Origin of the sequence: Rhodococcus sp. 14-2470-1a (assembly GCF_002259425.1) — a bacterium.
In the GTDB taxonomy this organism is placed as follows: Bacteria; Actinomycetota; Actinomycetes; order Mycobacteriales; family Mycobacteriaceae; genus Rhodococcoides; species Rhodococcoides fascians_E.
Map to the genome: position 1 here is coordinate 370081 of NZ_NPFZ01000024.1, position 23862 is coordinate 393942.

Below are 23862 nucleotides of genomic sequence, written 5' to 3' on the forward strand. Positions count from 1 at the left end.
CCGTAGTTGTATGAGCGACACAACGAAGGTCACCGTAGAACGCACCATCGAAGCTCCCGTCGACGCGGTGTTCGATGTGCTCTCCAATCCCGAGCGGCATCAGAAGATCGATGCTTCCGGCTTCATCCGCGGGGTGGATCATGCGGATCGCATCCAGAAGGTCGGTGAGGTGTTCACGATGAACATGGCCGGCGATCACATGGGCGGCGAGTACCAGACCGACAATCACGTCACCGGCTACGCCAAGGACAAGCTGCTCGCATGGACCACCGCGCCTGCGGGCACCGAGCCTCCCGGGTGGGAGTGGCTGTGGGAGTTGGAGTCTCAGGGTCCCAACGAGACGCTGGTGCGTCACACGTACGACTGGTCGAAGGTTACGGACAAGAAGCTTCTCGAGAAGGTGAAGTTCCCGTTGGTCACGGAAGATCAGTTGAACAGCACCCTGTCCCTGCTGGACGCGGAAGCGACAACCTGATCGGCGTCAGCCTGACGTAGCTACCGACTCTGCCGCGCTCACTGCCCTCGAATCGACACGGGCGGTGGGCGCGGCGTTGTCGTGCGCGGTTCAGGTGGCCTGAGGCGTCGCGCTGTTCGGCGTCGCGGAGTGATCGCCGGCGATCCTGCCGGTGCGCTTGACCGCCCAGACGATCAACGCGATGGGAACGACCCAGTTGAGCAGGAGATTGCCCGGGTGGTTGTTGGTCATCTCGGTGGACGACGCCAGTGCACCGGCGATGACGTGGCAGACGGCCATCGCGAACACGACGCCCGCCCACATCGCGCTGATGGACTTGTTCTTCTCGTGGAATCGCGGGGTGCCCCAGTACTGCGGGTCCACCGAGTCGCGGGCGTACTGCTCGGTGAACGGCACCGTCACGACGGACACGGCCATGACGGCGGCCAGCACGAACGTCGCGCCGCCGCGACCGAAATCGGCCAGGGCGTCGTTCAGGCTGCTGTTGCCGAGGAACCCGAGCACCGCGATGATCCCGAAGGTCACGACGCCGGCCGCGTCGATGATCTTGATGCCGCCGTTGCCCCTGGACACGGACGTGCTGCGGCCGACGAACGCCAGCGCCAGCGAACTCACGCAGGCCAGCAGTGCGGCGATCCCGACAGCGCTCGCACCCATTCTCTCGGTCAGGATGGCGAAGAGCGCCCAAGGCGCCAGGCCGAGGATCATCATTTTGCCGTGCATGGTGGGAGCCTTTCGACAGCACTGCGTCGGACTAGCGGAATTCGATGAGATCAGCTTCCAACGATCGGCGTGGCAGATCATCGGTGTAGGCACGCACGATTCGCTGCCACTCATCCGATATGTATGAATCGACGCGTTCCGCCGAGGTCGGCGCCGCCTCGGCGTTACCGTCGTATGCATGAAGTTGCCGTCCACCGGGGCGCGCAGGTCGATCGTCGACGAGATCGACTCCGCGCTGGACCTGGCGATGAACGGCATCGGTCCGCGGACGCTGGTGGTCACCGCCGGGCCGGGCAGTGGCAAGTCGTACACGCTGCGTCGACTCGTGTCCGGCCGGGGCATCGAAACGCGGTGGGCGACGGCCGACGAGTTGTCCTGGCGTCAGCCCTATGCGGTGGCCGCGGCTCTCATCGGCGTCGCCGTGCCGACGACGGCTCCGGCCGGGTTCGACACCGAGCTCTATGCAGCGGTCGACTCGCTGTGCGCGGTTCGGCCGCAGCTGCTGGTCGTCGACGATGCGCACAACGCGGACGCGGGCAGCCTGGAAGTGTTGTCCCACCTCGCCGCGGCGGCGAAGGATCTGCCGTTGGTGGTGCTCGTCGCGCGGCGCCACCTGCCCACCCGTGAGCTGTTGACTCGGATGCTGGCCCGTCCGACCGTCCGCGAGTGGAATCTGCCGGCAATGGACGCCGCGGATCTCGAGGTGCTGGCCCACGAGGTACTCGGTGCGTGGCCGGACGCCGCGCTGTCGACGCTTCTGGCGCGGTCGGGTGGTAACCCGATGCACGCGTTGACGATGCTGACGGAGCTGCGTGCGCACGGCACCGTCGTCGTGAAGGACGGCCGGGCAACCGCGCCGAGCATGCTCGACGCGTCGGCGTCCAGCAGCTTGGAATCCGCTATTGCGGAACAGCTTTCGCTGCTCGACGCATCCTCACGTGATCTCGTTCGCAAGCTCGCGGTGTGGGGCGGGCCTGCCACGCTGGCCGAGCTGGCCGACCTGGGGGACACGTCGGCCGCGGTGATGGTCGGGGCGGCGCAGACGGTGATCGACGCGGGCATGATCGACGCGTCGCCGAGCGGGGAGTTGACGTTCACGCACGACGTCTATGCCGACGTGGCGTACGACGGTCTGGCGCCGCCGCTTCGGGCGATCCTGCACACGGAGGTCGCGCGTCACCACGAGGCCGCGGGCAACCGGCAGATGGTGGCGCATCACCTGCTCGCGGCGGGCGGGGACGAGTCGGTGCTCGGTGCGGCGGTGAGCCGGGCGCAGGAGGAATTGCAGTACGTTCCTGCGGTTGCCGTCGACCTGTTGGGGACTGCGACGGCCACCGTCGCCGGGTCGTTCGAGCTGGACCTGGCGACGGCACTGGCGCGCAGCGGCCAGCTCGCCCGGTCGGCCGAGGTTGCAACGCAGGGTCTGTCGAACGCGACCGATCCCGCCGTCGTGCCGTTGCTGTACCGGACGCTGCTGTTCACCTCGATCGCGCAAGGAAAGTCGCAGCACGCGCTCGGGTTGATCTCGTCGACACTGCAGATGCCCGTCGACGACGCCACCCGCGCGGGTCTGCTGGACACGCAGCGGTACGTCTCGCTGTTGGAGGGCATCACTCCGGTGCCAGGCGGGGAGCTGGGGGCCGTTCAGGGACCGGTCAGCGTGTTGGTCACCGAGGCTCTGCGACGGTTTCTCTCCGGTGCTGTCGACAGTGGGTTGAACCTGGCGCTCGAAGCGTCCCAGCAGGAAGGCGCGGTGGGCGCAGGGTTTCAGCTCAGTACGTCGGCGGACGTGTGGCCGCCGTTCATCGAGCTGTACGCGCACGGGCCGGTCGCGGCGGAAGCGCTGATGGACCGCGCTCAGCAGCTGCGGACCGACCGCGGTGCCGCGTGGATGACGGCGTACCAGGACTTCACCCGCGGAGGCATCGCGATGAAGAGAGGCCGTCTCGACGACGCGGCCGCGCACATCGACGCCGGGTTGGAACGTGCGGGCTCGGCGGACATGGGGTGGACGTCGATCGCGGAGGGCACCCGCGCTCAGATCGACGTGTACCGAGGCGACGTGGAGGCGGCTCTCGCGCGGTTGGATGCGTTCGAGAACTCGGGACAGCCGCATCAGTTCGGACTGCCGATCTGCGGTATGACGCGGGTGTCGTTGCTCGAGTCCGGCCGCAAGTTGTTGCCTGCGGTGGCCGCAGCCCGCAGGTATTGGGGTGGCGCCAGGGAGTTGGGGATCTACGGGTGGCTTCCGTCGTTCGCCGTCGACTGCGCTCGTCTGGCTCGGCGGACCGACGACGGTGAGTTCGCCGCGGAGATCGTCGACACCCTCGCGGAGATCTCCGATCCACTGCCCGTGGCGAGCGTCGGACCGGTCGCTCTCGCTCGGGCCCTGTGCGCGGGTGATTCGGAGTCCGTCGTCGCGCAGGCCGTTCGGAGCGCGGAGAGCGCTCGCCGGGAAGGCAACGTCATCGCCGAGGCCGCAGCCTGGGAGGAAGCAGCGTGCGAGCTCGCGGCGTCGGGAGACAAGGTGACTGCGCGTGAGCATGCACGGACGGCGCTGCTGATCACCCAGAACATGGGCGCCACCGCGTTGTCCTCGCGAATCGCCATGCGCCTGCGTCCGCTGGGAGTGCGGTTGGATCCGCGGACCGTCCGGGAGCGTCCGCGGACGGGGTGGGACAGCCTCACCCGGACCGAGACGACCATCGCGGACATGGTGGCGAGCGGTCGAAGCGGCCCGGAGATCGCGCAGAGTCTGTTCATCTCCCAGCGCACCGTGCAGACGCACGTCTCGCACGCGCTGGCCAAGCTGGGCCTGCGTACCCGAGTGGAACTCGCCGCCCTCGTCGCCGGCCGCCGGGAGTGACTGGCAGGGATATCTACGTGCTCTGACCGATGTTCCTCCACGGTCCCGAAGACCAGGATCGAAGCATCGCACCGACGAACGGGAGTCCCCTCATGACGAACGACACGCTCACCACCGACCCGCACCGGCCGGCGCCCGTCGACGTCGTCCACCACACCCACCTGAACGGTGTGTTCGCACCGCAGCGCGAGGAGGTGGACGTCGCCGACCTGCACGTCGTCGGCGAGATCCCGGCCGACCTGAAGGGCAGTTACCTGCGGAACGGACCCAATCCGCGTTTCGACCCGATCGGATCGTTCGTCTTTCCCCTCGACGGCGACGGGATGGTCCACCGGGTCGGCATCGCCGACGGCCGAGCGTCGTACACCAATCGGTTCGTTCGGACGCCGATGGTCGAGCTCGAAGAGCAACGGGGAGAGGCGATCTGGTCCGGCGTGATGGACGGATACACGCCGCCGGCGTCGGTCGTCGGCGATGCCCTCGCCGGCACCACGCGTCAACTGCCGGACATCAACATCGTCGATCACGCGGGCAAGCTCCTGGCGATGGCCGAAGGCGACCGGCCGTACCTGCTGGACCGTGAGAAGCTCGCGACGCTCGCGCAGGAGGATTGTGACGGCGCGATGCGGGTCGGCAGCACGGCGCACCCCAAGATCGATCCGCACACCGGGGAGATGGTGCTGTTCAACTACTCGCTGGAGGCGCCGTATCTGACGTGGTCGATCGTCGGCGCCGACGGCAGGGTGTTGCTGTCGCCGACTCCCGTCGACGGTCTCGACAAGCCCTACATGATTCACGACATGGCGTTGACGCAGAAGTACGTGGTGCTGTTCGTCAATCCGTTGGCGTTCGATCTCGCCGCCGCGATGACCGGTGGAGCGCTGCTGTCGTGGCAGCCGGACCGAGGAACCCGCATCGCGCTGATCCCCCGCGACGGTGGCGCGATTCGGTGGATCGACACGGAGGCGTTCTGGGTGTGGCACTTCGCCAACGCCTTCGACAATCCCGACGGTACCGTCACTGTCGACTACGTCGAACACCTCTTTCCCGGTGGCCTGACGAAGCCGACGGGCGTCAACAACCCGGCGTTGACGCGGGCGCTGCTGAATCCCGTCACCGGTGCGGTGAGCCGTACGCAGATCAGTGACCGGTTCGGAATCGAGTTCCCTCGTGTCGACGACAGGTTGCTGACGCTCGATCACGGCCGCATCGCCACCGTCGGAAAATCCGAGGTCGACGACGGATTCCTCGAATCACTGTTCTTCCACGACGTGCACTCCGGGCGCGACGAGGTGTGGTCTCCGGGAGTGGCGATCGGCGAACCGATCTACATTCCGGGTGAGACGCACGATTACTGGGGTGCGATCGGCACCGATCCCGAGGATCTGAAATCCCGCTTCTACATCCTGGACGCCGACAACCCGGCGGACGGGCCGCTGGCGACGATCGAGCTGCCCATCCGTGTTCCCGCGGGATTGCACGGCATTTGGGTCCAATAAGGCGCGCCGTACCGTCATCGGGTGGAGGATCGAACCCATGAAGACGTTCGTACGGAGACTGACGGTGTGTGGGGCGGTCGCGATCGGGGCGGTTCTCGGTCCGGTTGCAGTCGCGTCCGCGGAGGTCACGGTGCCGTTTCAGATCGACCCGGCGCCGTACGGTAACACCAACGGCAGCTTCGATTCGCCCGAGGTCCGCTGCGTAGCGGTACTCGGCGAGCAACCGGGGGTCGCCAGGGTCACCAGCCCGGCCGACGGCAGGCCTGGGTGCTATCAGGTCGCCGACGTGCGCTGGGTGAACCTCTCCACCGGGGCGTCAGGTGCGGCCCGCATGTCCGACGGTCTGGGCGGCGCGCCGCGCGAGGCGGTACTGCGGACCGGGCCGGGGCAGGTAGCTCTGGTCGCCGTTCCCGCTTACGGCACGACGGTTCCCGGGTTCGCCACCTTCTACGTTCCGTAGTTCGGCTGTCGAGCTAGCCCGTCGACTCGTCGTCGCGCGGAGGGTGTGGCACGTTCTCGTCGTCGACGTGTGCGCCCACGGCAGTGTTCTCGTCCGCCGGGTGGTCGCGGGGGCCGTCGTTGGTGCCGTGGGATTCCACTGCGGCGTCGGCGTCGCTGGGCATCGTCATGAGATCTCCTGGGGTTCGAAGCGCGGTCGAGGAGAGTGTGCCCGTTTCGGCGGAAACTACACAGGACTGACGGGAGCTGTTCAGGTGCGCGGCCGGATGCCTGTGTAGATACCGGGCACTCGAAAGCGAAGGGGCGGTTCGTCGTACTCTTCGAGGGCGTGCGCGGTCCACCCGGCAATACGGGCGAACGCGAACAGTGCCTCCGGGGTGTCGGGCCGGAGATCGAAGGCGCACGTGAACGTGGCGAGCGCGAAATCGGAGTTGGGGAACGTGTCGAACCGATCGCGCATCTCGTCGATCACGATGTCCGCGGCTGCCATCACGGCGGCGTTCGCGCCGCTTGCCGGGTCGCGGAGCAGCCGAAGCAATTCCTGGGCGCGAGGGTCCCGGTCGGTGTAGATCACGTGACCGAACCCGGGGACGCGCTCGCCGGATCGAAGATGCTGTGCCAGAGCGGAAATCGGGTCGACGCGCGCAGACGTAATGAACCGGTAGGCAGGCTCGGCCGCGGATCCGTGCAGTGGACCGTCGATGCACCCCAGGCCCGCGGCGACGACCGAGTAGAGGTGGGCTCGTGTACTAGCCGCGACCCGAACGGCGAGCGTCGACGCCGCCAGGCTGTGGTCGAGCATCAGCACGAGGGCGGCTCGTAGAACGGTCAGTCCGCGAGGGTCGGATGCCTCCGATCGCACTGCAGCCCACATCGACTCCGCGACGGAGGTGTCGGGCGCAGCTTCGGTGAGAGAGGCAGCGACGGTCGCCGACAGTTGGCCGGCCTCGGATACAACCGATTTCGGGCTGATGTCGACACGCATCGGACGGTGGGTCGCGGCGACGTCGACGGCGAGGCGGATACGGTCGATGAATCGGCAATCCGGCGACAGTGACGCGGCGGCATCTCGGCACTTTTGTGCCACAACGGGATCGACGTGGAACCTGCGATCCGAGTCCAGGTGTCCTGTCCACACGAAGTGTGCTACCGACTCGAACGAGTAGGTAGTCAGGTCGACGGCGTTGCGGCCGCGGTAGTACAGGTGATCGTCGTCCAGCAGAGTGATCCGAGTTCTGATCCGTTCCACCGTCCCGATGTCGGTGCGGCGAGCGGTGTCTCGACTCGCGAGTGCTTCGACTTCCTCGACGTCGAAGACGCTGCCCCTGACGCCGGGGAGACGACTGCTGGTCAGCAACCCCCGGCTGACGTAGGCGTAGACGGTTTCGGGTTTGACCCCCAACCGGGCTGCGGCCTGTGCGGTGGTGAGGAGGTCTCGGCCGTCGGGGGATGGCATCTCCGCCTCTCGGTTCAGCGTGCTGAACATTGACTCGATCAACATTGACAACGATCAATGTTAACGCGGATCGTGGTGGGTGACCAGCAGAGGAGAGAAGTCATGAGCGTTCTCGAGGCCCCGCGTGGGCTGCACAACGTCGTCGTCACGTCCACGTCGATCGGTGACGTCCGAGGCGACGAGGGTTTCTATCACTACCGTCAGTATTCGGCGATCGACATCGCCGAGAGCCGCACCTTCGAGGACGCGTGGTTCCTGATGGTGGAGGGCCGACTGCCGAGCCTGTCCGAGCGGGCGGAGTTCAGCCGTACGGTCGCGCCGCTGCGGGTCCTGTCGGCGGAGGTGCGCGAGGCCGTGGCGTCGGTTGCCGCGACCGGCCCGGAGCAGCCGCTTCTGGCGCTGCGCACGGTTCTGTCCGGCCTGCCCGGTGCTGTTCCGCTGTACGAATCCACCGACGCCGACAAACGAGCGACGGCGTTGCGCCTGTGTGCGGTGACGCCCACCGTTCTGGCTGCGGTTCATCGCCTTCGGTCGGGTCAGGAGCCGATCGAACCGCGGGAGGATCTGACGACGGCGCAGAACTGGCTGTTCATGATCAGCGGCGACGTTCCGAGCGACCCTCGTGCCAGGGCCGTCGACCGGTACCTGACGGCGACCATCGATCACGGGTTCAACGCGTCGACCTTCACGGCGCGAGTGGTCGCGTCGACGGGGTCGGACATCGCCTCCGCCGTGTGTGCGGCGATCGGCGCGTTCGCCGGACCGCTGCACGGAGGCGCACCGGATCGGGCGTTGGACGGGCTGGACCAGATTGCCGACCTGGCGGACGCGGATTCCTGGGCACGGTCGAAAATCACTGCGGGTGAACGCATCATGGGGTTCGGGCACCCGGTGTATCGCACCGAGGACCCCCGGTCGGTGATGCTCCGTGAGACTGCGCAGCAGCTGGGAGGTGAACTGATCGACAAAGCCGCCCAGGTGGAGAAGGTGATCGCCGCGGCGCTGGCGGATCTGAAACCGGACCGGAAGCTCTACGCGAACGTCGAGTACTACGCGGGCGTGCTGATGGAGCTGTGCGGGATACCCAGGTCGATGTTCACGCCGACCTTCGCGTGCAGCCGGATCGTCGGGTGGTGCGCCAACATCGTCGAGCAGTCCGCGGACAGCAAGATCATCCGGCCCATCGCCCGGTACGACGGCCCCGAGGCACCCCAAGCGCTTCCTCCGCTGTGACCGGTTTCGGTGTCCCCGGGCCGCTGCGCCCACGTCGGATATATCTTGTGGTGGATGCGTATCGCGGTGGTGGAGGACAACGACGGAGTCGGTGAGGCGCTGGTCGAGGCGCTGACCGAGGTCGGCCACGCGCCCGTTCGGATGCGCCGGGGAGCGGATGTACTGCTCGGATACCACGACATGGACGTCGTGCTGCTGGACCTGGGGTTGCCGGACATGGACGGGCTCGAGGTGCTGCGCAAGCTCCGAACCCTCAGTGCCGTGCCGGTGGTGGTGCTGACGGCGCGGGACGACGAACGGTCGGTGGTGCGGGCTCTCCGCGGCGGTGCCGACGATTACGTCGTGAAGCCCGCTCGGCTCGGTGAGCTGCATGCGCGGCTGGAGGTCGCGGCGCGGCGTCGCAGTGCAGCCGCCGAGTCCTCGGCGGACCGGGTGGTGCTCGGCGATGTCGTGGTCGATCTCGTGGGACGCGGTGTCGAGGTCGACGGCAGAGACATCGGGCTGACGACCAAGGAGTTCGAACTGCTGGCTCACCTCGTGACGAGGCGGGGCGAAGCCGTGAGCCGCGAGCAGTTGATGGACGCCATCTGGGGTGATGCGTACGTGGCGATCTCGCGCACGCTCGACGTTCACATGACTGCGCTGCGGGCCAAGCTCGGGCGCCCCGGGGCGATCGTCACCATCCGCGGCTTCGGTTACCGCTGGGACACCTGACGTGCGACGCCGGGTGCTGGTCGTGTTGATGATCTACTCCATCGTCGTCGTGCTCGCGCTTGCGGTGCCTCTGGCGGTGTTGGTGGGGCGGGAACGTGTGCAGAGGTTCGGCGAGAACCGCGCCGCGGCAGCGACGTTCTTCGCGGAGTTGTCCTCGCGGGAGGACGAGTCCGGGGTGCCGAGGTTGCGAGAGTCCGTGCAGCGCTACCACTCTCTGTACGGCGAGGGCCTCGCCATCGTCGACCGGGGCGGTGTGGTGCGTGCGTCGGCGGGTATCGACGTCGACCGGCCGGATGTGCAGGAGGCCGTGTCGGGAGCGTTACGTAACCAACGCGGCGACGTCCCTTCGAGTTTGACGCCGTGGGCTCAGTCCGAGGTGCTGGTCGCGGCTCCCGTCGGCGGTGGAACCCAGGTGGACGGTGCGGTGGTGATCGATGCGTCGACCGATGCGGCGCGTAGAGACGTGGCGGTGGCGTGGGTGGTCATCGGCGCCGGTGCGCTGCTGATCCTGGTGTCCGTGGCAGTGATCGCTGCTGCGTTGTCGCGCTGGGTGGTTCGGCCGTTGACGGCGTTGTCGTCGCGGGTGCAGTCGTTCGGTGACAAGTTCCACGCCGAGCTGCCGGCGGAGGAGGCGCAAAGGCCCGAGTCGACCGAGTACGTCGGGCCGCCGGAGGTGCGTGAGCTGTCCGGTGCGTTCGACGCCATGGCCGACGACGTGGAGGCGGCCACTGCGGCTCAGCGTCGGCTGGTCGCGGACACCGCTCATGCGTTGCGTAATCCGTTGGCTGCACTGCGTATTCGACTGGATGTGCTGGGTATGAGGGTGCCGGAGTCGGCGTCCGAGGCACACCTGAAGACGACTCTGGAGGTGGATCGGCTGAGTACCGTCGTCGAGGATCTTCTGGTCCTCGCGGCTGCCGAGACGCCGGCCGGCGCGCGGACGACGGGGTGTGACGCCCGGGCGGCGATACTGAGCCGCGTCGAATTCTGGTCGACCACACTGACTGTCGCGGGGATGTCCTACTCGCTCGCCGTCGCGGACGACGTGCCCCGCGCGGCGTTGCCGGAGGACGACATGATCAGGATTCTCGATGCGCTGCTGAGCAACGTCACGAAGTACGCGGGCGCCGGTTCGGCTGTCGAGATCGGGTGCCGGGGCGGCGACGGTCAGGTGCTCGTGTGGGTGGCGGACACGGGTCGGGGAGTGCCCACGAGCGAGCTGCCGAAGGTGGTCGACCGGTTCTATCGGGCGCCGGGGGTCGGCGGTGAGGGCACCGGGCTCGGCTTGTCGATCGTCCACGCCTTGACCGAGCGAGCAGGAGGGTCCTTGCAGGTCAGCGCGGGTGTGCCATCGGGTCTGCGCGTCGAGCTGGCAGTACCGGCGGTCCTTTCCTAAGAGAGTGTTAGGAAATCGGAAACGGTTTTGTCGGAGGCTGTGCCTGGGGTCACAGTAGGGGCACGACGGTTGCCGCACAGCTCGCGGCGACCAGCACGAGCCCCCTGTGGAAGGACTGCCCATGGCCAACGAGGCCACCTCGACCGCTGACTCACCGCGGTCCGCCCCCGTTTCGTCTCCCGCGGCGACTCGGCGTGCGGTGTTCAACACGCTCCGCGGGTCGTCGGGCAACCTCGTCGAGTGGTACGACGTGTACGTCTACACCGTCTTCGCGACGTACTTCGAGAATCAGTTCTTCGATTCGGCGGACAAGAACTCGACCGTCTACGTGTACGCGATCTTCGCCGTCACGTTCCTGATGCGTCCGGTGGGGTCGTGGTTCTTCGGCCGCTACGCCGACCGCAACGGCCGACGTGCTGCGCTGACCTTCAGCGTCTCGATGATGGCCGCGTGCTCGCTGGTCATCGCGCTGACTCCGGGACGCGAGAGCATCGGTGTGTGGGCCGCGGTCATCCTGATCCTGTGCCGTCTGGTGCAGGGCTTCGCGACCGGCGGCGAGTACGGCGCGTCGGCGACGTACATGTCCGAGGCCGCCACGCGGGAGCGTCGGGGATTCTTCTCGTCGTTCCAGTACGTCACCCTCGTCGGTGGACACGTGCTCGCACAGGTGACGCTGCTGATCATGCAGGCGTTCCTGGACCGGGCGCAGATCGAGGAGTTCGGTTGGCGAATCGCCTTCTTCATCGGCGGTGTCGCTGCGGTGGTGGTGTTCTGGCTGCGTCGCAGCATGGACGAATCGTTGACGAAGGATCAGCTGGCGGCCGTGCGCAGTGGTGCCGATCGGGCGTCGGGATCGATGAAGGAGCTGGTGCTGAATCATTGGCGGCCGTTGCTGGTGTGCTTCATGGTCACGATCGGCGGCACCATCGCGTTCTACACGTACAGCGTCAACGCTCCGTCGATGATCAAGACGGCGTACGAGGACCGCGGCATGACCGGGACGTGGATCAACCTCTTCGGCCTGATCTTCCTGATGTTGCTGCAGCCTATCGGCGGAATGATCAGCGACAGGGTCGGTCGCAAGCCGCTGCTCGTGTTCTTCGGTATCGGCGGTGTCCTGTACACCTACGTGCTCATCACGTACCTGCCGTCCGCGACGTCGGTGGTGGAGTCGCTCGCGCTGGTGTGCGTGGGTTACGTCATCCTGACCGGCTACACCTCGATCAACGCGATCGTGAAGGCGGAGCTGTTCCCGTCGCACGTGCGTGCCTTGGGCGTCGGCCTCGGGTATGCGTTGGCGAACTCGGCGTTCGGTGGCACGGCGCCGCTGATCTACCAGGCCGCGAAGAACGGTGGCCACGTCTCGTGGTTCATCCTCTACGTGACGGTGGTGATCGCGGTGTCGCTGGTGGTCTACATCTTCGTTCTGCGGAACAAGACCGAGACGGTTCTGGACCGCGAACAGGGTCGCGCCTTCCAGTGAGCGACCTCGCCTTAAGGTGAGAACCATGGTCCAGCCCGCAGTGCTGCTCTCGCGAAGAGCAGTTCTGCGGGCTGCCGGCGTTCTCGCCGTCGGTGCGGCGACAGGGGCCTCGGTGTCGTGCTCGTCGGAGCCGTCCCCTCGGGTGCGTCTCGCGGCCGGTGAGATCGGCGGCTTCTTCTGGGAGTTCGGCGGACTGCTCGCCGACGCGGCCGCGGGCGCCGGAGCAGCCGACATCGTCCCGCTGACGACGGAGGGTTCCGTCGACAATCTCGATGCGCTGCAGTCCGGGCGGGCCGAGTTGGCGATGACACTCGCGGACGCGGCGTACGACCATCCGGGCCAGGATCTGACGGCGGTGGGCTGCGTGTACGAGAACTACTTCCAGATCGCCGTGCGTGCCGATTCCGGGATCGAGTCCGTCGCCGACCTGCGCGGACGGTCGGTCAGCATCGGCGCTCCCGGCTCCGGCGCGACGCTGGTGTCCCGCCGGGTGCTCGACGCAGCGGGGCTGCCCGACGCTGTTCGCGAGGTGCAGATGTCGATGAACGCGGCGGCCGATGCGTTGTACGCCGGCGACGTCGACGCGGTGATGTGGGCGGGTGGGTTGCCGACGCCTGCGTTCGCCGATCCGCCGGTGCCGGTGCGGTTACTCGATCTGGGCGGAGTGGTCGCGGGTCTGAGGAGTGAATTCGGGACGGCGTACGAGGCGGTGCCGGTGCCGGCGGGTGTGTACGGCGAGCACCCCGAGGTCACGACGGTGGGCATCCCGAATCTGCTGCTGGTCCGCCCGGATGTGCCGGACGAGATGGTCGCATCGTTGGTGAGCGTGCTGCTGGACAGGTCGTCGGCGTTGGTTCCTCGCCAGGCGATCGGCAGTCAGTTCCTCGACGCCCGGTCGCTCGTCATGACCGGTGCGATCCCGCTTCACCCGGGAGCCGAGGCGGAGTACCGCCGCAGGCACGGATGAAGCATGAGCAAGTGCTCCCCGGGAGTCAGTGGGGTCCGCATGGTGACCCTGTGCCCGAGGACGGTTGACCTGGAAGGCGCAGTTACATCCGAGTTGTGGGTGGTCAGGCCTCGACGGCGGTGCCGCAGATGCTGCACTGTTCGAGTTGCCGGCGGCTCCACCGCGCGACAGGGATGAAGAACACCGTGAACTGTGTGTACGTCCGGATCCGCGACCACTGCGTGGTGTTGTTGCACCGAGGGCACGTTCGGGTCTGGCCTGCGCCGAGGTGTTTTTGCTTGCTGCCGTAACCGAAGAGGACGAACACCTGGCCAGCCTAGCGATTTCTGCGCGGACGCCGCGGTGCTTGCCCAACACCTCTGGCACCCAGCCCCGCCCGGGTGGTCCCGGGCGGCTGGGTGCCGTGGCCAACTTGACCGGTCAGGCAGCGGGGCGTCGTTGTCGGTGGAAGCTGGGTATCGGTTTTCGTTCGGGGTCGATGGCGGCGGGTGGGATGACGCGGGGGTGGCCGTCGGCGCCGAAGTCGATGTCCCAGCCGTGATTGTGAACGAGGCGGTGGCAGTCGCCGCAGATCAGGACCAGATTGGTGAGGTCGGTCGGCCCGCCGTCTTCCCAGAAGATGATGTGGTGCACTTGGCACCACTGCGCGGGGAGGCCGCATCGGACGCAGCATCTGTCGCGGACGGCCACGGCTGCGCGTTGCTCAGGAGTGGCGAGCCGGACTTCCTTCCCCATCGAGAGGGGAACGTCGTTGTTGTCCATGATGATTGGCTTGAGGTTCGCGTCGCAGGCGAGCAGGCGTGCGAGGCTGCGACTCAAGGGGCCCGTCCATTCGAGCTGGAACGGCCAATCCGGGTCGCCCATCTTCGGCGACCTGTGTGTGGCACCAGAAGTGGCTGTCCCACTTGTGGTGTCCGGCGATGCCGAACGGGCTCTGTCGGCGAGAAGGTCACTGAGGTTCACGGTGACGTTGACCGTCGCCGGTGGTGTTCCCGGCCCGGCGGAGCGCGTGCCGCCGCCGACGAGGTCGAGGAGCCGCGACAACCCGTCGGCCTGACGCCTCGATGTACTGCGGGGATCGCGGGTGCCGTCGGGTGCCGGTTGTGGCCGCGAGAGCGGGGACAGCGCCGACCGGAGCTTCTCGCCGAGAACTTTGTCCACATCCCCCTTGAAGCCAAGGCGTCCGTTGGCCAGGAGGAACAGCTCGAGCTTGTTGAGCGCAGTGTTCTCCGATACCGGTTGTGGCGGAGGGTTCTTCAACACATCGGCATCAGGATCGGGATCGTCGTCAGGATCGTCGTCGGGCAGGGGCTGTCCTTGCTCTTCGGCTTCGCGCTCTTTCTGTTTGCGTGCTTCTTGTCGTCCGAGTGCGCTGTCGTATCGGGCGCGGGCGTCGTCGATGACTGCGTGCATCAACACCTGAGCGCGCTGCTTGACCTGGTGGGCTGTGCCGTCCATGGCGGTCGCGAGCAGGTCTGCGACCGCTGCGGCCAGGCTTTCCTCGGAGAGCGTGGAGTCCGCGCCGCTGATGTTGGTGTAGCCGTCGTGGATTTCCTTGACGTGGTCGACGAAGATGTCGCTGGTGGCGAGAGCCTCGGTCACCGAAGGCCATCGGCTGAGCCAGTTGGCAGTGACGAACTGCCGGGTCGAGTTGGCGAGGGTGACACGGGTGCCTGAGGCGATGTAATGCTGTGGCGTCGAATGCCCTGTCTTCAGGTTCAGGCCACGGCGGGCGAACTCGTCGAGCAGAACGTATTTACGTGCGGCAGTCTGATTCTGGGCGTGGGTGAGCTCGGTGATGGCAGCGATGACGTCTCGGTCCGAGAGTTCCGCTGCGGTGCTCGAGTCCCCCAACTTCTGCATGCGGGGAAAGGTACCGCGACCCACCGACAAGTTCCGGATTCGGCCGTCAACCAGGGCGTTTCGTCCCTCGCCACGCACGTGAGGACAGAAGTCTCATGCCGTTGAGAGCGACCAGCACGGTGGAGCTCTCGTGCCCGGCGACACCGATGGGCAGGGGCAGGGTCCCGATCAGGTCCCAGGCCACGAGCACGACGATGAACGTGCCGGCGATGACGAGGTTGGCGACGACGATGCGGTGGGCCCGGCGCGACAGTTCGATCACCTTGGCGAGCGCGGCGACGTCGTCGCGCACCAGGACGGCGTCAGCGGTGTCGAGTGCCAGGTCGGACCCTTTGCGGCCCATGGCAACTCCGGTGTCGGCCGCGGCGAGGGCGGGTGCGTCGTTGACCCCGTCGCCGACGACGAGGCCCCGCTGCTCGCGTGCTTGCAGTCCGCGCACGGCGTCGACCTTGTCCTCCGGCAGCAATCCGGCTCGCACGTCGGAGATTCCGGCGCGGCGGGCGACGTGCTGTGCGGACCCGAGGTTGTCGCCGGTGATCAGCACCGATGGGGCGCCCGTCAGACGCTCCAGCTCGGACACGGCGCTGTCGACCCCGGGACGGATGGTGTCGACCAGAGCGATGATTCCGGCGGGAACGTCGTCGACGGTGACGACGACGGTGGTCGTTCCGTGCGTTCGGATGTCGGAGGTGCCGGAAGATGTCTGGGCCGGATCGGGTTTGGACACTACGATCTGTCGTCCGTCGACCCGTGCGCGTACGCCGACGCCCGGTGTCGATTCGAAATTCGATGCGGGAGGTACTGGAAGCCCACGGTTACGGGCGTGGTCGACTATTGCGACTCCTACCGGGTGCTCGCTTCCCACTTCGGCGGCCGCGGCCCATCGCAGGACGTCGGTGTGATCGAAGCCGTCCACGGCGTCGACCCGTTCGACGCGAGGTGTTCCCTCGGTGAGGGTTCCGGTCTTGTCGAAGGCGACGACGTCGGTCAGGCGCAGCTGTTCCATCACGACGGCCGACTTGACGAGGACTCCGTTGCGGCCGGCGGTTGCCATCGCGGCGAGCAGGGGCGGCATGGTCGCGAGGACGACCGCGCACGGCGACGCCACGATCATGAACGTCATCGCGCGCAGCAACGCCGACTGCAGGTCGCTGCCGAACAGCAGGGGGATGGTGAACACCGCTGCCGTGGCGGCCACGACGCCGGTCGAGTAGTACTGCTCCACCTTCTCGATGAACAGTTGCTTCTTCGCTTTGGTCTCGGATGCACGCTCGACCATCGTGACGATCCGGGCGATGACGGTGTCCGACGGGTCGACGTCGACTCGTATCCGCAGCACACCGGTGCCGTTGATGGTTCCGGCGAACACGTCGTCGCCGACGGTCTTGAAGGCCGGGACGGACTCACCGGTGATCGAGGACTGGTCGATGTCGGACCCGCCGTCGACGACGGTTCCGTCACCGGGGAGGCGCTCGCCGGGACGGACGACGACGATGTCTCCGACGGTCAGGTCCGTTGCGTCGATTCGGTGTTCGTCGCCGCCGGGGTCGAGCCGGACCGCGGTGTCGGGTGTCAGGCACAACAGGCTTCGGACGGAGTCCGCGGTTCTCTCGGTGAGGACCGCCTCCAGCGCGCCGGACGTCGCGAAGATGACGATGAGCAGTGCCCCGTCGAACACCTGCCCTATCGACGCAGCTCCGATGGCGGCGACGATCATCAGCAGGTCGACGTCGAGTGTCTTGTTGCGGAGCGCGCGTAAGCCTTCGAGTGCAGATTCCCAGCCGCCGACGGCGTAGCACGCCAGGTACAGCGCCCAGTAGAGCCACGTCGGCCCACCGGTGATCTGCGCGAGCAGCCCTGCCGCGAACAGTGCGGTGGCGGCGAGTGCCCACCGGACTTCGGCGACGGCGAGCAACCGGGTGCGGGTGGCGGTCCCGGTCCGAGGGCTGTCGATCGACGGAGACGGGGCGGTCCCGATGGAAGTCATGACGTCACGCTACCTCATCACATGAAGACCTATACATGTGAACATCAACTATGATCGTCGAATGGGACATGGAGTCGAGGGACGCACCACTCCTCCGGCGCAGTTGGATGCGGAATCCGCCGCGACGGTGGCAGCGACGCTTCAGGCGTTGGCGACGCCGAGTCGGCTACGCATTCTCACCCAGCTCCGCCAGGGGCCCAGCGGCGTCAACGACCTCGCCGACGCCGTCGAGATGGAACAGTCCGCCGTCTCCCATCAGCTCCGATTGCTCCGCGCGATGGGGTTGGTGACCGGCGCGCGATCGGGCCGCAGCGTCATCTACCGTCTGTACGACAATCACGTCGCCATGCTGCTCGACGAGGCGGTCTATCACATCGAGCATCTCGGTATGTCCGTGCCGGACATCGACTCCGACGCGGACTCAGCGACCGGATCCTGATCCCAGTCCGACGCTGACGGGTCGCGGCGTGCCGCAGCATCCGGCTACCACCGAGGCGTCGGCTTCGGGATCGTCGAACAACCCTGCACCGCCGCAGACGCCGGTATCCGGCAAACGTAGTTCGACGGTGCGAGCGCTCTCGGGGTCGCCGGACAGTTCGGCAGCGATGCTGCGAACCTGTTCGTACCCGGTCATCGCCAGGAACGTCGGCGCCCGGCCGTAGCTCTTCATGCCGACCAGGTACAACCCTGGCTCGGGTTGGGTGAGCTCGTCCACGCCGTGCGGGTAGACGGTGCCGCAGGAGTGGACGTTGGGATCGATCAACGGCGCCAACGACCGTGGTGCCTGCAGTGTCGGGTCGAGGTCCAGACGAACTTCGGACAGCCAGCTCAGGTCGGGTCGGAACCCCGTCAGCGCGACGACGTGGTCGACGCCGTCGATCCGGCGTCCGTTGTCGCCGAGGAGTGTCAGTGTGCCGTCGCCCTGCAGGATCCTCTCTGTCCGGAAACCGGAGACGACCTGCAGGAGGCCGTCGTCGACGGCTTTCTTCGCGCGGAGGCCGAGCGCGCCGCGTGCGGCGAGCTCGTCGGATTCGCCTCCGCCGAACACCGATTCGGTGACTGCGCGCCGCACGGCCCACGTCAGTGTCGTGCCGGGGTTGGCCGCGGCCAGGTCGGCGAATGCGATGATCGCGGTCAGTGCAGAATGACCACTTCCGGCGATGACCACGTGTGTGCCGGCGAAGCGGCCGCGTACCGACTCGTCCGAGAGGTCGGGGACTCGATACGAAATACGATCGCCGACAGCATGTTCCCCGATTGCGGGGAGTCCCTCGGACCCGAGCGGATTCGGGCTTCCCCATGTTCCCGATGCGTCGATGACTGCCCTGGCGAGGATGCGTTCCTCGGTGCCGTCGGTTCGTCTGACGTGAACAGCCAGAGGTTCGGTGTCACGACCGGAGTCGACGACACGGTCCCGCCCGCGGCGGGCGACGCCCACGACCTCGGAGTCGAAACGCACCGAATCGCCGAGAGCTGCGGCCAGCGGTGCGAGGTACTTCTCGACCCACTCGCTTCCGGTTGGGTAGCCGTTGCCGTCCGGGGCAGACCATCCGGTGGGTTCGAGGAGGCGTGCGGCGGCCGGGTCGACGATTTCCGACCACGGCGAGAACAGCCGCACGTGATTCCATTGTGCAACAGCAGAACCGGCCGAGCGGCCACGTTCGAGAACCAGGACGGAAGTGCCGGCATCGGTGAGATGAGCTGCGGCGGCAAGACCGATGGGTCCTGCTCCGATGGCGACTACAGGGTGAGCGGACATGACGGTGACGTCCTTTCGTCGAGGCCTAACGGAGTATGCGTCGGGCGAGATCGTCGACGCGGGTGGCGATGTCGTCGCGCACGAGTCTCATGCGTTCGATGCCGTCGATTCCGCGTTCCGACGGCTCGTCGGTGTCCCAGTTCTCGAACGTCGGGCCTTCTACGGCATCGACTTTCGCCTCGCTGCCGAGAGTGACGACGTAGTCCATTCGGGCGAGGAGTTCGGGGTCGATGGGCTTGGGGCGTTCGCCGGTGAGGTCGACCCCTACTTCCAGCAACGATTGCGCGGACAGCGGATTGACGGCACTTCCGGGCGCGGTTCCGCCGGAGTGGATCTCGACGGAATCGCCGACGGCTTTGCGCATCAGTCCGGCAGCCATCTGCGACTTGCCGCCGTTCTTCACGCATACGAACAGCACGCTCGTCATGGGTACGTCCTTTCGGGTGTGAACCGCTTGCGTAGAGCCAGGGACACGTACACCAGTCCGACGAGGACCGGTACTTCGATGAGTGGTCCGACCACGCCGGCGAGTGCTTGCCCGGAGGTGGCGCCGTAGGTGGCGATCGCGACGGCGATGGCGAGCTCGAAGTTGTTGCCCGCAGCGGTGAATGCGAGTGTGGTGGTGCGTTGGTACCCCAGGCCCATCGCGGCGCCGAGGGCGTAGCCGCCGCCCCACATCACCGCGAAGTAGACCAACAGCGGAAGTGCGATGCGTACGACGTCGAGAGGCTGTGACGTGATCCGATCACCCTGCAGCGCAAAGAGAACGACGATCGTGAACAGCAAACCGTACAGCGCCCACGGTCCGATCCTGGGAATGAACGTCGACTCGTACCACTCCCTGCCCTTGGTGCGTTCGCCGAAGTAGCGCGATGCGAAGCCCGCGACCAACGGGATGCCGAGGAAGATCAGCACCGACTTCGCGATCTGCCACGGTGACGCCTCGATGGTGGTCTGCTCGAGCCCGAGCCATCCGGGCAGGACCGACAGGTAGAACCACCCGAGAACGGCGAACATGATCACCTGGAACACCGAGTTGATCGCCACCAACACGGCGGCGGCTTCACGGTCTCCGCACGCGAGGTCGTTCCAGATGATGACCATGGCGATGCAGCGGGCGAGGCCGACGATGATGAGACCGGTTCGGTACTCCGGCAGATCGGGCAGGAATATCCACGCCAGAGCGAACATCAACGCCGGACCCAGAATCCAGTTCAGCACAAGCGAACCGACGAGAAGCTTCCGGTCGCCGGTGACGGTGTCGAGCCGGTCGTAGCGCACCTTCGCCAGCACCGGATACATCATGATCAGCAAGCCGACCGCGATGGGCAGCGAGACGCCGTCGATCGACACGGCCGCCAGAGCGTCGTTCAATCCGGGAATCGACCGTCCCAACAGCAGGCCGACGACCATGGCCACGCCGATCCAGACCGGGAGGAACCGGTCCAGCGTCGAGAGCTTCCCTACGACGGTCGTGGTGCTCACGAGGTCACCGGCGTCGTTGTGCCGAGGACGGTCGACAGTTCTTCCAGTGCAGTCGGAACGACCCAGTAGTACACCCAGGTTCCGCGCCGCTCGCAGTCGAGGAGTCCGCACTCCCGCAACACTTTCAAGTGGTGGGAAATCGTAGGTTGCGACAGGTCGAAGTGCGGCGAGATGTCGCAGACGCATGCCTCGCCGCCGTCGTGGCTGGCCACCAGGCTGAGCAAGCGCAACCGCACCGGGTCACCCAAGGCTTTGAACATCCGAGCCAAGTCGACCGACCGATCGACCGTCAGCGGCTCGCGAACCAGTGGCGAGCAGCATTCTCCTGCGGAGACGTCTTCGATCGGCAAGGTCTGATTCGACATCCGTCTATATTGACTCTTGCCGAATCAGGCGTCAAGGCCCGCGTGAATCTAGGCCAATGCGAGGAAGAGTTTTTCCAGTTCGGCTTCGGTCATCGGCTCTCTGTTGTCGGCGGTCTCACCGGTCATGCATTCGCGAAGACCCGTTGCGACGATCTTGAAGCCTGCCTTGTCGAGCGCGCGGGATACGGCGGCAAGTTGGGTGACGACATCTTTGCAGTCGCGCCCGTTCTCGATCATGCCGATCACGCCGGCGAGTTGTCCGTGGGCGCGGCGCAGGCGGTTCAGTACCAGTGCGATGCTGTCTTCGTCGCCGATCATGGTGAGGCTCCTCGTGGTGCGGTGTAGCGAAGTGGGTCCCAGGTTACCCCCGGGGGCATGCCCCCAGTGCATCGATGGCTGCTTGCAACTTGGTGGTGGCTTCGGCGGCGACGTCGGCGAGCCCGGGTTCGCCGGTGGCCTGAACCATGATGTCCGGGTTCATTGCCTCGACGATGACCGATCCTGGCGTTGCGGTGTCGGCGCGGACGACCACGTTGCACGGCAGGAGCAAACCGATCTGTGGCATGACTCCGACGGCGCGGTGCGCGAGTGTCGGATTGCACGCACCGAGGATCAGGTACTGCTCCATGTCTTCGCCGAGCTTGGCTTTCAAGGTGGCTTGCATGTCGATTTCGGTCAGTACGCCGAATCCTTGGTCGGACAATGCTGCCTTGACTGATTGGACGACGGTGCCGAAGTCGGTGTCGGCCAACGTGGTGGACAGTGCGATGCTCATGGCTGAGATTCCTTTCGAGTACGTGTCAGTGCGAGAAGTGGATCGACGGCAGGACCCTGCGGAGCCACGAGGGTGACCACCAGGCGGCGTGGCCGCTCAGCCGCAACAGGACCGGGAGCAGGATCAGCCTGATCAAGAACGCGTCCAGCAGAACCGCGACCCCGAGGATGATGCCCATCTCCTTCGGTGGGAGTGGATCGGAGAGCGCGAAGGTGAAGAATACTGCGACCATGACCGCGGCGGCGGCGAATATGACACGTCCGGAGTGAGCGAGCCCGTCGACCTGGGCCTTCTTCGGATCGCCGGAACGTTCGTAGTGCTCCTTGGCGGTAGCGAGCAGGAACACGGTGTAGTCCATGGCGATGGCGAAAATCATCGCGAAGAAGAACACCGGTCCCCAGCCGTCGAGAAAGCCCTGCGGCGTGAAGCCGAGTAGCGACGCGCCGTGCCCGTCCTGGAATATCGACTTCGCAACGCCGAATGCCGCAGCGGTCGAGAGAAGGCTGACTCCGGTGCCGAGGATCGCGATCAGTGGTGCCTGCAAAGCAAGGAGCAGCAAGAGGAAGCCGAGCACGAGGATGATCCCGATGACGAGCGGGAGGTACGTGTTCAGGGCATGTTGTAGGTCCAGGTTCTCCGCCGGTGCGCCGCCGACGAGCGCGGAGTCCGGCAGCTGCGCGCGGAGGTCGCCGAGGATCGTGCCCATGGCAGCGTCGGAGGGGTCCACGTCGGGAAGAGCTTGGAGTAGTGCGTAATCGGAGTCGTCCGCTGCGAGCTGAGGTGGAGTGACCATCGAGATCCCGTCTACCTCGCTCGCTGTGGTCGCCGTCGTGGCTGCGTCGGCGGTCGGGACGACGATCTGCAGTGCACCAGGTGCGCCGTTGCCGAACTGCGCTTGCACCAGTTCGTACCCTTGCCTGACAGGTGCGTCTTTGGGGACGACAGCGATCGACGGCATCGCGACCTTCAGTCCCAGCACCGGCAGTGCGAGGGCAACAAGGATGCCGACGGAGACGAGTGCGAAGGGCCAGGGGTGCTTGTGGAGCAGTTCGCCCCATGCAGCGAATTTGGGGGAGCGATGGTGTTGACGCTTGGCAAACGGCAACGAGGCGGAGTTGACCTTGGTGCCGAGCGCGCCGAGTGTGGCGGGCAGCAGTGTCATGGTCGCGACCAGGACGAAGCCGACGGCGAGCATGATTCCCACGGCCATGGTGCGGACGGCCGGAGTGGGAACGAGCAACACTGCCGAGAGGCTGACCAGCACGGTCAGTCCGGAGAGGACCACTGCTTTGCCTGCGGTGTCCATGGTCTCGGCGACCGCGGCGCGTGGGTCGCCCGCACGTAGAGCGTCGCGGAAACGGGCGACGATGAACAGGGCGTAGTCGATACCGAGTGCGAGGGCGAACATCATCGCGAAGTTCATCGCCCACACCGAAATGGGCGTCACCTCGTTGAGGAGCACCAATCCGCCTGCGGAGGCGACGAGACCGGCGACGGTGAGCAGCAGTGGCAAACCTGCGGCGACGAGCGAGCCGAAGGCGAGCACCATGATCGCCAATGTGACCGGCCACGAGAACAATTCGGCTTGAATCATCGCATCGTGGTTGGCTTTGTTGAAGTCCGACCAGAGCGCCGAGGATCCGGTGGGGTAGACCTCGATACCGTCCCCGGACAGTGCAGTGAGCTGCATTTTGACGTCGTCGACGGCTTTCACCATGTCGTCGGTGCTTGCGTTGGCGCCGGCGATGAGTATCGCGGTGTGCCCGTCGGGGCTGATGGTCATCCCCGGCTGTGGGGCGATGACGTCGCCGAAGTGGGTGTCGCCGTCGAACACAGCCGCAACGTCGGTGAGTGTCTGCTGCACCGCGGGGTCATCGATGGCTGCGGTGTCGGAGTGAACGACGACCTGGACCGCGGCGGAGGAGTTTCCGCCGAAATGGTGCTGGGCGAGTTCGCGGACCTGAACCGACTCGGACCCGTTGGCCTGCCAACCGGCACCTGCGAGCGACGAAAAGACGGACGGCGCTGCAGAACCCAGTGCGACGAGCGCGATGAGCCAGATCCCGAACACCCATCGGCGGCGTGCAACCATGACGCTTCCGAGGCGACCGAGCGCACCGAGGGTGCGGGCTCGATCAGGGGCGACGCGGCTGGGCGCCGGCGCGGTGTCGAACTCGGCCATAACTTCTCCTGATACGGGTGGGGGTATACACACGGGCCCACTTGTCTCTCGGGGGTGAGTCGCGAGGGTTGGGGCGACATGCTCTGCCGATGCTCACTGTGACACATACCTTGGGGGGTATGCAAGTACCCTGGGGGGTATCCGAAGTATTCGGGTCGGTCGACCCTCGTCAGGC

23 protein-coding genes are annotated in these 23862 nt (G+C 66.4%); 10 read left to right on the forward strand and 13 right to left on the reverse strand.

Going from position 1 to position 23862, the window contains the following annotated elements; all coding sequences use genetic code 11:
• Window positions 1–10 precede the first annotated feature (10 nt).
• Window positions 11–475 (forward strand): SRPBCC domain-containing protein, encoded by a 465-nt coding sequence (locus tag CH292_RS13095; RefSeq protein WP_020110572.1) that lies wholly within the window; start codon window positions 11–13, stop codon window positions 473–475.
• Between the two features lie 90 nt (window positions 476–565).
• On the opposite strand, the gene CH292_RS13100 is transcribed toward CH292_RS13095, so the two are convergent.
• A complete protein-coding gene (locus tag CH292_RS13100; protein WP_094654928.1) occupies window positions 566–1198 on the reverse strand; it encodes a hypothetical protein in 633 nt (210 codons plus the stop codon).
• 178 nt (window positions 1199–1376) lie between these two features.
• Here CH292_RS13100 and CH292_RS13105 point away from each other — a divergent pair, with 178 nt between their 5' ends.
• The 3 genes from CH292_RS13105 (at window position 1377) to CH292_RS13115 (ending at window position 6023) form a co-directional block, all read left to right on the forward strand.
• A complete protein-coding gene (locus CH292_RS13105; protein ID WP_094654929.1) occupies window positions 1377–4064 on the forward strand; it encodes a LuxR family transcriptional regulator in 2688 nt (895 codons plus the stop codon).
• A 92-nt stretch (window positions 4065–4156) separates the two neighbouring features.
• Complete coding sequence (locus CH292_RS13110) at window positions 4157–5563, forward strand: carotenoid oxygenase family protein (RefSeq protein WP_019665700.1); 1407 nt, start codon at window positions 4157–4159, stop codon at window positions 5561–5563.
• A gap of 37 nt (window positions 5564–5600) precedes the next feature.
• The gene (locus tag CH292_RS13115; protein WP_094654930.1) at window positions 5601–6023 is read left to right on the forward strand and encodes a hypothetical protein; all 423 of its coding nucleotides are present in this window, start codon (window positions 5601–5603) and stop codon (window positions 6021–6023) included.
• A 13-nt stretch (window positions 6024–6036) separates the two neighbouring features.
• Here CH292_RS13115 and CH292_RS28905 read toward each other — a convergent pair whose 3' ends face one another.
• Complete coding sequence (locus CH292_RS28905; RefSeq protein ID WP_167336912.1) at window positions 6037–6192, reverse strand: hypothetical protein; 156 nt, start codon at window positions 6190–6192, stop codon at window positions 6037–6039.
• An 80-nt stretch (window positions 6193–6272) separates the two neighbouring features.
• Window positions 6273–7523 carry a citrate synthase gene (locus tag CH292_RS13120; protein ID WP_094654931.1) on the reverse strand — a complete coding sequence of 417 codons (1251 nt, stop codon included), beginning with the start codon at window positions 7521–7523 and terminating at the stop codon, window positions 6273–6275.
• A 57-nt stretch (window positions 7524–7580) separates the two neighbouring features.
• Here CH292_RS13120 and CH292_RS13125 point away from each other — a divergent pair, with 57 nt between their 5' ends.
• The 5 genes from CH292_RS13125 (at window position 7581) to CH292_RS13145 (ending at window position 13271) form a co-directional block, all read left to right on the forward strand.
• Window positions 7581–8711, forward strand: a complete 1131-nt coding sequence (locus CH292_RS13125; RefSeq protein WP_037139681.1) for a citrate/2-methylcitrate synthase — start codon at window positions 7581–7583, stop codon at window positions 8709–8711.
• 54 nt (window positions 8712–8765) lie between these two features.
• Window positions 8766–9425, forward strand: coding sequence for a response regulator transcription factor (locus CH292_RS13130; RefSeq protein ID WP_019665705.1), 660 nt, complete (start codon window positions 8766–8768; stop codon window positions 9423–9425).
• A 13-nt stretch (window positions 9426–9438) separates the two neighbouring features.
• Window positions 9439–10821, forward strand: a complete 1383-nt coding sequence (locus CH292_RS13135) for a HAMP domain-containing sensor histidine kinase (protein ID WP_094654985.1) — start codon at window positions 9439–9441, stop codon at window positions 10819–10821.
• 121 nt (window positions 10822–10942) lie between these two features.
• On the forward strand, window positions 10943–12304 hold the full coding sequence (locus tag CH292_RS13140; protein ID WP_094654932.1) for an MFS transporter: 1362 nt from the start codon (window positions 10943–10945) through the stop codon (window positions 12302–12304).
• Between the two features lie 25 nt (window positions 12305–12329).
• Window positions 12330–13271: a TAXI family TRAP transporter solute-binding subunit gene (locus CH292_RS13145; protein ID WP_094654933.1), complete on the forward strand. Its 942-nt coding sequence runs from the start codon at window positions 12330–12332 to the stop codon at window positions 13269–13271.
• A gap of 103 nt (window positions 13272–13374) precedes the next feature.
• Here the strand turns inward: CH292_RS13145 and CH292_RS13150 are convergent, their stop codons facing one another.
• The 3 genes from CH292_RS13150 to CH292_RS13160 all read right to left on the reverse strand — a co-directional run bounded on the left by CH292_RS13150 (window position 13375) and on the right by CH292_RS13160 (window position 17121).
• Entirely contained in the window at window positions 13375–13578 is a 204-nt protein-coding gene (locus CH292_RS13150) for a zinc-ribbon domain-containing protein (protein ID WP_094654934.1), read from the reverse strand.
• Between the two features lie 113 nt (window positions 13579–13691).
• Window positions 13692–15134, reverse strand: coding sequence for an HNH endonuclease signature motif containing protein (locus CH292_RS13155; RefSeq protein WP_094654935.1), 1443 nt, complete (start codon window positions 15132–15134; stop codon window positions 13692–13694).
• 46 nt (window positions 15135–15180) lie between these two features.
• Window positions 15181–17121 (reverse strand): heavy metal translocating P-type ATPase, encoded by a 1941-nt coding sequence (locus CH292_RS13160; RefSeq protein ID WP_256978100.1) that lies wholly within the window; start codon window positions 17119–17121, stop codon window positions 15181–15183.
• Window positions 17122–17182: 61 nt separating this feature from the next.
• On the opposite strand from CH292_RS13160, the gene CH292_RS13165 reads away from it, so the two are divergent.
• Window positions 17183–17560, forward strand: coding sequence for a metalloregulator ArsR/SmtB family transcription factor (locus CH292_RS13165; protein WP_094654937.1), 378 nt, complete (start codon window positions 17183–17185; stop codon window positions 17558–17560).
• Here the strand turns inward: CH292_RS13165 and CH292_RS13170 are convergent.
• From CH292_RS13170 to CH292_RS13200, 7 genes are read right to left on the reverse strand one after another with little or no spacing between them, the layout of a single operon-like run.
• Window positions 17543–18880: an NAD(P)-binding domain-containing protein gene (locus CH292_RS13170; protein WP_094654938.1), complete on the reverse strand. Its 1338-nt coding sequence runs from the start codon at window positions 18878–18880 to the stop codon at window positions 17543–17545. The two genes, CH292_RS13165 and CH292_RS13170, sit on opposite strands and share 18 nt — an antisense overlap.
• Before the next feature lie 25 nt (window positions 18881–18905).
• Window positions 18906–19307, reverse strand: a complete 402-nt coding sequence (locus CH292_RS13175) for a low molecular weight phosphatase family protein (protein ID WP_019665714.1) — start codon at window positions 19305–19307, stop codon at window positions 18906–18908.
• The gene (gene arsB / locus CH292_RS13180; protein WP_094628669.1) at window positions 19304–20365 is read right to left on the reverse strand and encodes an ACR3 family arsenite efflux transporter; all 1062 of its coding nucleotides are present in this window, start codon (window positions 20363–20365) and stop codon (window positions 19304–19306) included. Before arsB ends, CH292_RS13175 begins: the two co-directional genes overlap by 4 nt.
• Complete coding sequence (locus CH292_RS13185) at window positions 20362–20730, reverse strand: helix-turn-helix transcriptional regulator (protein ID WP_094654939.1); 369 nt, start codon at window positions 20728–20730, stop codon at window positions 20362–20364. The genes arsB and CH292_RS13185 overlap by 4 nt, the downstream gene beginning before the upstream one ends.
• Before the next feature lie 48 nt (window positions 20731–20778).
• A complete protein-coding gene (locus tag CH292_RS13190) occupies window positions 20779–21048 on the reverse strand; it encodes a metal-sensitive transcriptional regulator (protein ID WP_019665717.1) in 270 nt (89 codons plus the stop codon).
• Between the two features lie 43 nt (window positions 21049–21091).
• A complete protein-coding gene (locus tag CH292_RS13195; RefSeq protein ID WP_020110588.1) occupies window positions 21092–21505 on the reverse strand; it encodes a DUF302 domain-containing protein in 414 nt (137 codons plus the stop codon).
• A 25-nt stretch (window positions 21506–21530) separates the two neighbouring features.
• Window positions 21531–23687, reverse strand: coding sequence for an MMPL family transporter (locus CH292_RS13200; RefSeq protein WP_094654940.1), 2157 nt, complete (start codon window positions 23685–23687; stop codon window positions 21531–21533).
• Window positions 23688–23862: the final 175 nt, after the last annotated feature.

What these genes read in the sequence shown, in the direction of transcription:
- CH292_RS13115 (WP_094654930.1), top strand. Translation starts at nt 5,601, where the DNA reads ATGAAGACGTTCGTACGGAGACTGACGGTGTGTGGGGCGGTCGCGATC.
- CH292_RS13110 (WP_019665700.1), top strand. Translation starts at nt 4,157, where the DNA reads ATGACGAACGACACGCTCACCACCGACCCGCACCGGCCGGCGCCCGTC.
- CH292_RS13120 (WP_094654931.1), bottom strand. Translation starts at nt 7,523, where the DNA reads ATGTTGATCGAGTCAATGTTCAGCACGCTGAACCGAGAGGCGGAGATG.
- CH292_RS28905 (WP_167336912.1), bottom strand. Translation starts at nt 6,192, where the DNA reads ATGACGATGCCCAGCGACGCCGACGCCGCAGTGGAATCCCACGGCACC.
- CH292_RS13125 (WP_037139681.1), top strand. Translation starts at nt 7,581, where the DNA reads ATGAGCGTTCTCGAGGCCCCGCGTGGGCTGCACAACGTCGTCGTCACG.
- CH292_RS13195 (WP_020110588.1), bottom strand. Translation starts at nt 21,505, where the DNA reads ATGAGCATCGCACTGTCCACCACGTTGGCCGACACCGACTTCGGCACC.
- CH292_RS13160 (WP_256978100.1), bottom strand. Translation starts at nt 17,121, where the DNA reads ATGACTTCCATCGGGACCGCCCCGTCTCCGTCGATCGACAGCCCTCGG.
- CH292_RS13170 (WP_094654938.1), bottom strand. Translation starts at nt 18,880, where the DNA reads ATGTCCGCTCACCCTGTAGTCGCCATCGGAGCAGGACCCATCGGTCTT.
- CH292_RS13140 (WP_094654932.1), top strand. Translation starts at nt 10,943, where the DNA reads ATGGCCAACGAGGCCACCTCGACCGCTGACTCACCGCGGTCCGCCCCC.
- CH292_RS13185 (WP_094654939.1), bottom strand. Translation starts at nt 20,730, where the DNA reads ATGTCGAATCAGACCTTGCCGATCGAAGACGTCTCCGCAGGAGAATGC.
- CH292_RS13165 (WP_094654937.1), top strand. Translation starts at nt 17,183, where the DNA reads ATGGGACATGGAGTCGAGGGACGCACCACTCCTCCGGCGCAGTTGGAT.
- CH292_RS13200 (WP_094654940.1), bottom strand. Translation starts at nt 23,687, where the DNA reads ATGGCCGAGTTCGACACCGCGCCGGCGCCCAGCCGCGTCGCCCCTGAT.
- CH292_RS13130 (WP_019665705.1), top strand. Translation starts at nt 8,766, where the DNA reads ATGCGTATCGCGGTGGTGGAGGACAACGACGGAGTCGGTGAGGCGCTG.
- CH292_RS13105 (WP_094654929.1), top strand. Translation starts at nt 1,377, where the DNA reads ATGAAGTTGCCGTCCACCGGGGCGCGCAGGTCGATCGTCGACGAGATC.
- CH292_RS13095 (WP_020110572.1), top strand. Translation starts at nt 11, where the DNA reads ATGAGCGACACAACGAAGGTCACCGTAGAACGCACCATCGAAGCTCCC.
- CH292_RS13155 (WP_094654935.1), bottom strand. Translation starts at nt 15,134, where the DNA reads ATGCAGAAGTTGGGGGACTCGAGCACCGCAGCGGAACTCTCGGACCGA.
- CH292_RS13190 (WP_019665717.1), bottom strand. Translation starts at nt 21,048, where the DNA reads ATGATCGGCGACGAAGACAGCATCGCACTGGTACTGAACCGCCTGCGC.
- CH292_RS13100 (WP_094654928.1), bottom strand. Translation starts at nt 1,198, where the DNA reads ATGCACGGCAAAATGATGATCCTCGGCCTGGCGCCTTGGGCGCTCTTC.
- CH292_RS13145 (WP_094654933.1), top strand. Translation starts at nt 12,330, where the DNA reads ATGGTCCAGCCCGCAGTGCTGCTCTCGCGAAGAGCAGTTCTGCGGGCT.
- CH292_RS13175 (WP_019665714.1), bottom strand. Translation starts at nt 19,307, where the DNA reads ATGACGAGCGTGCTGTTCGTATGCGTGAAGAACGGCGGCAAGTCGCAG.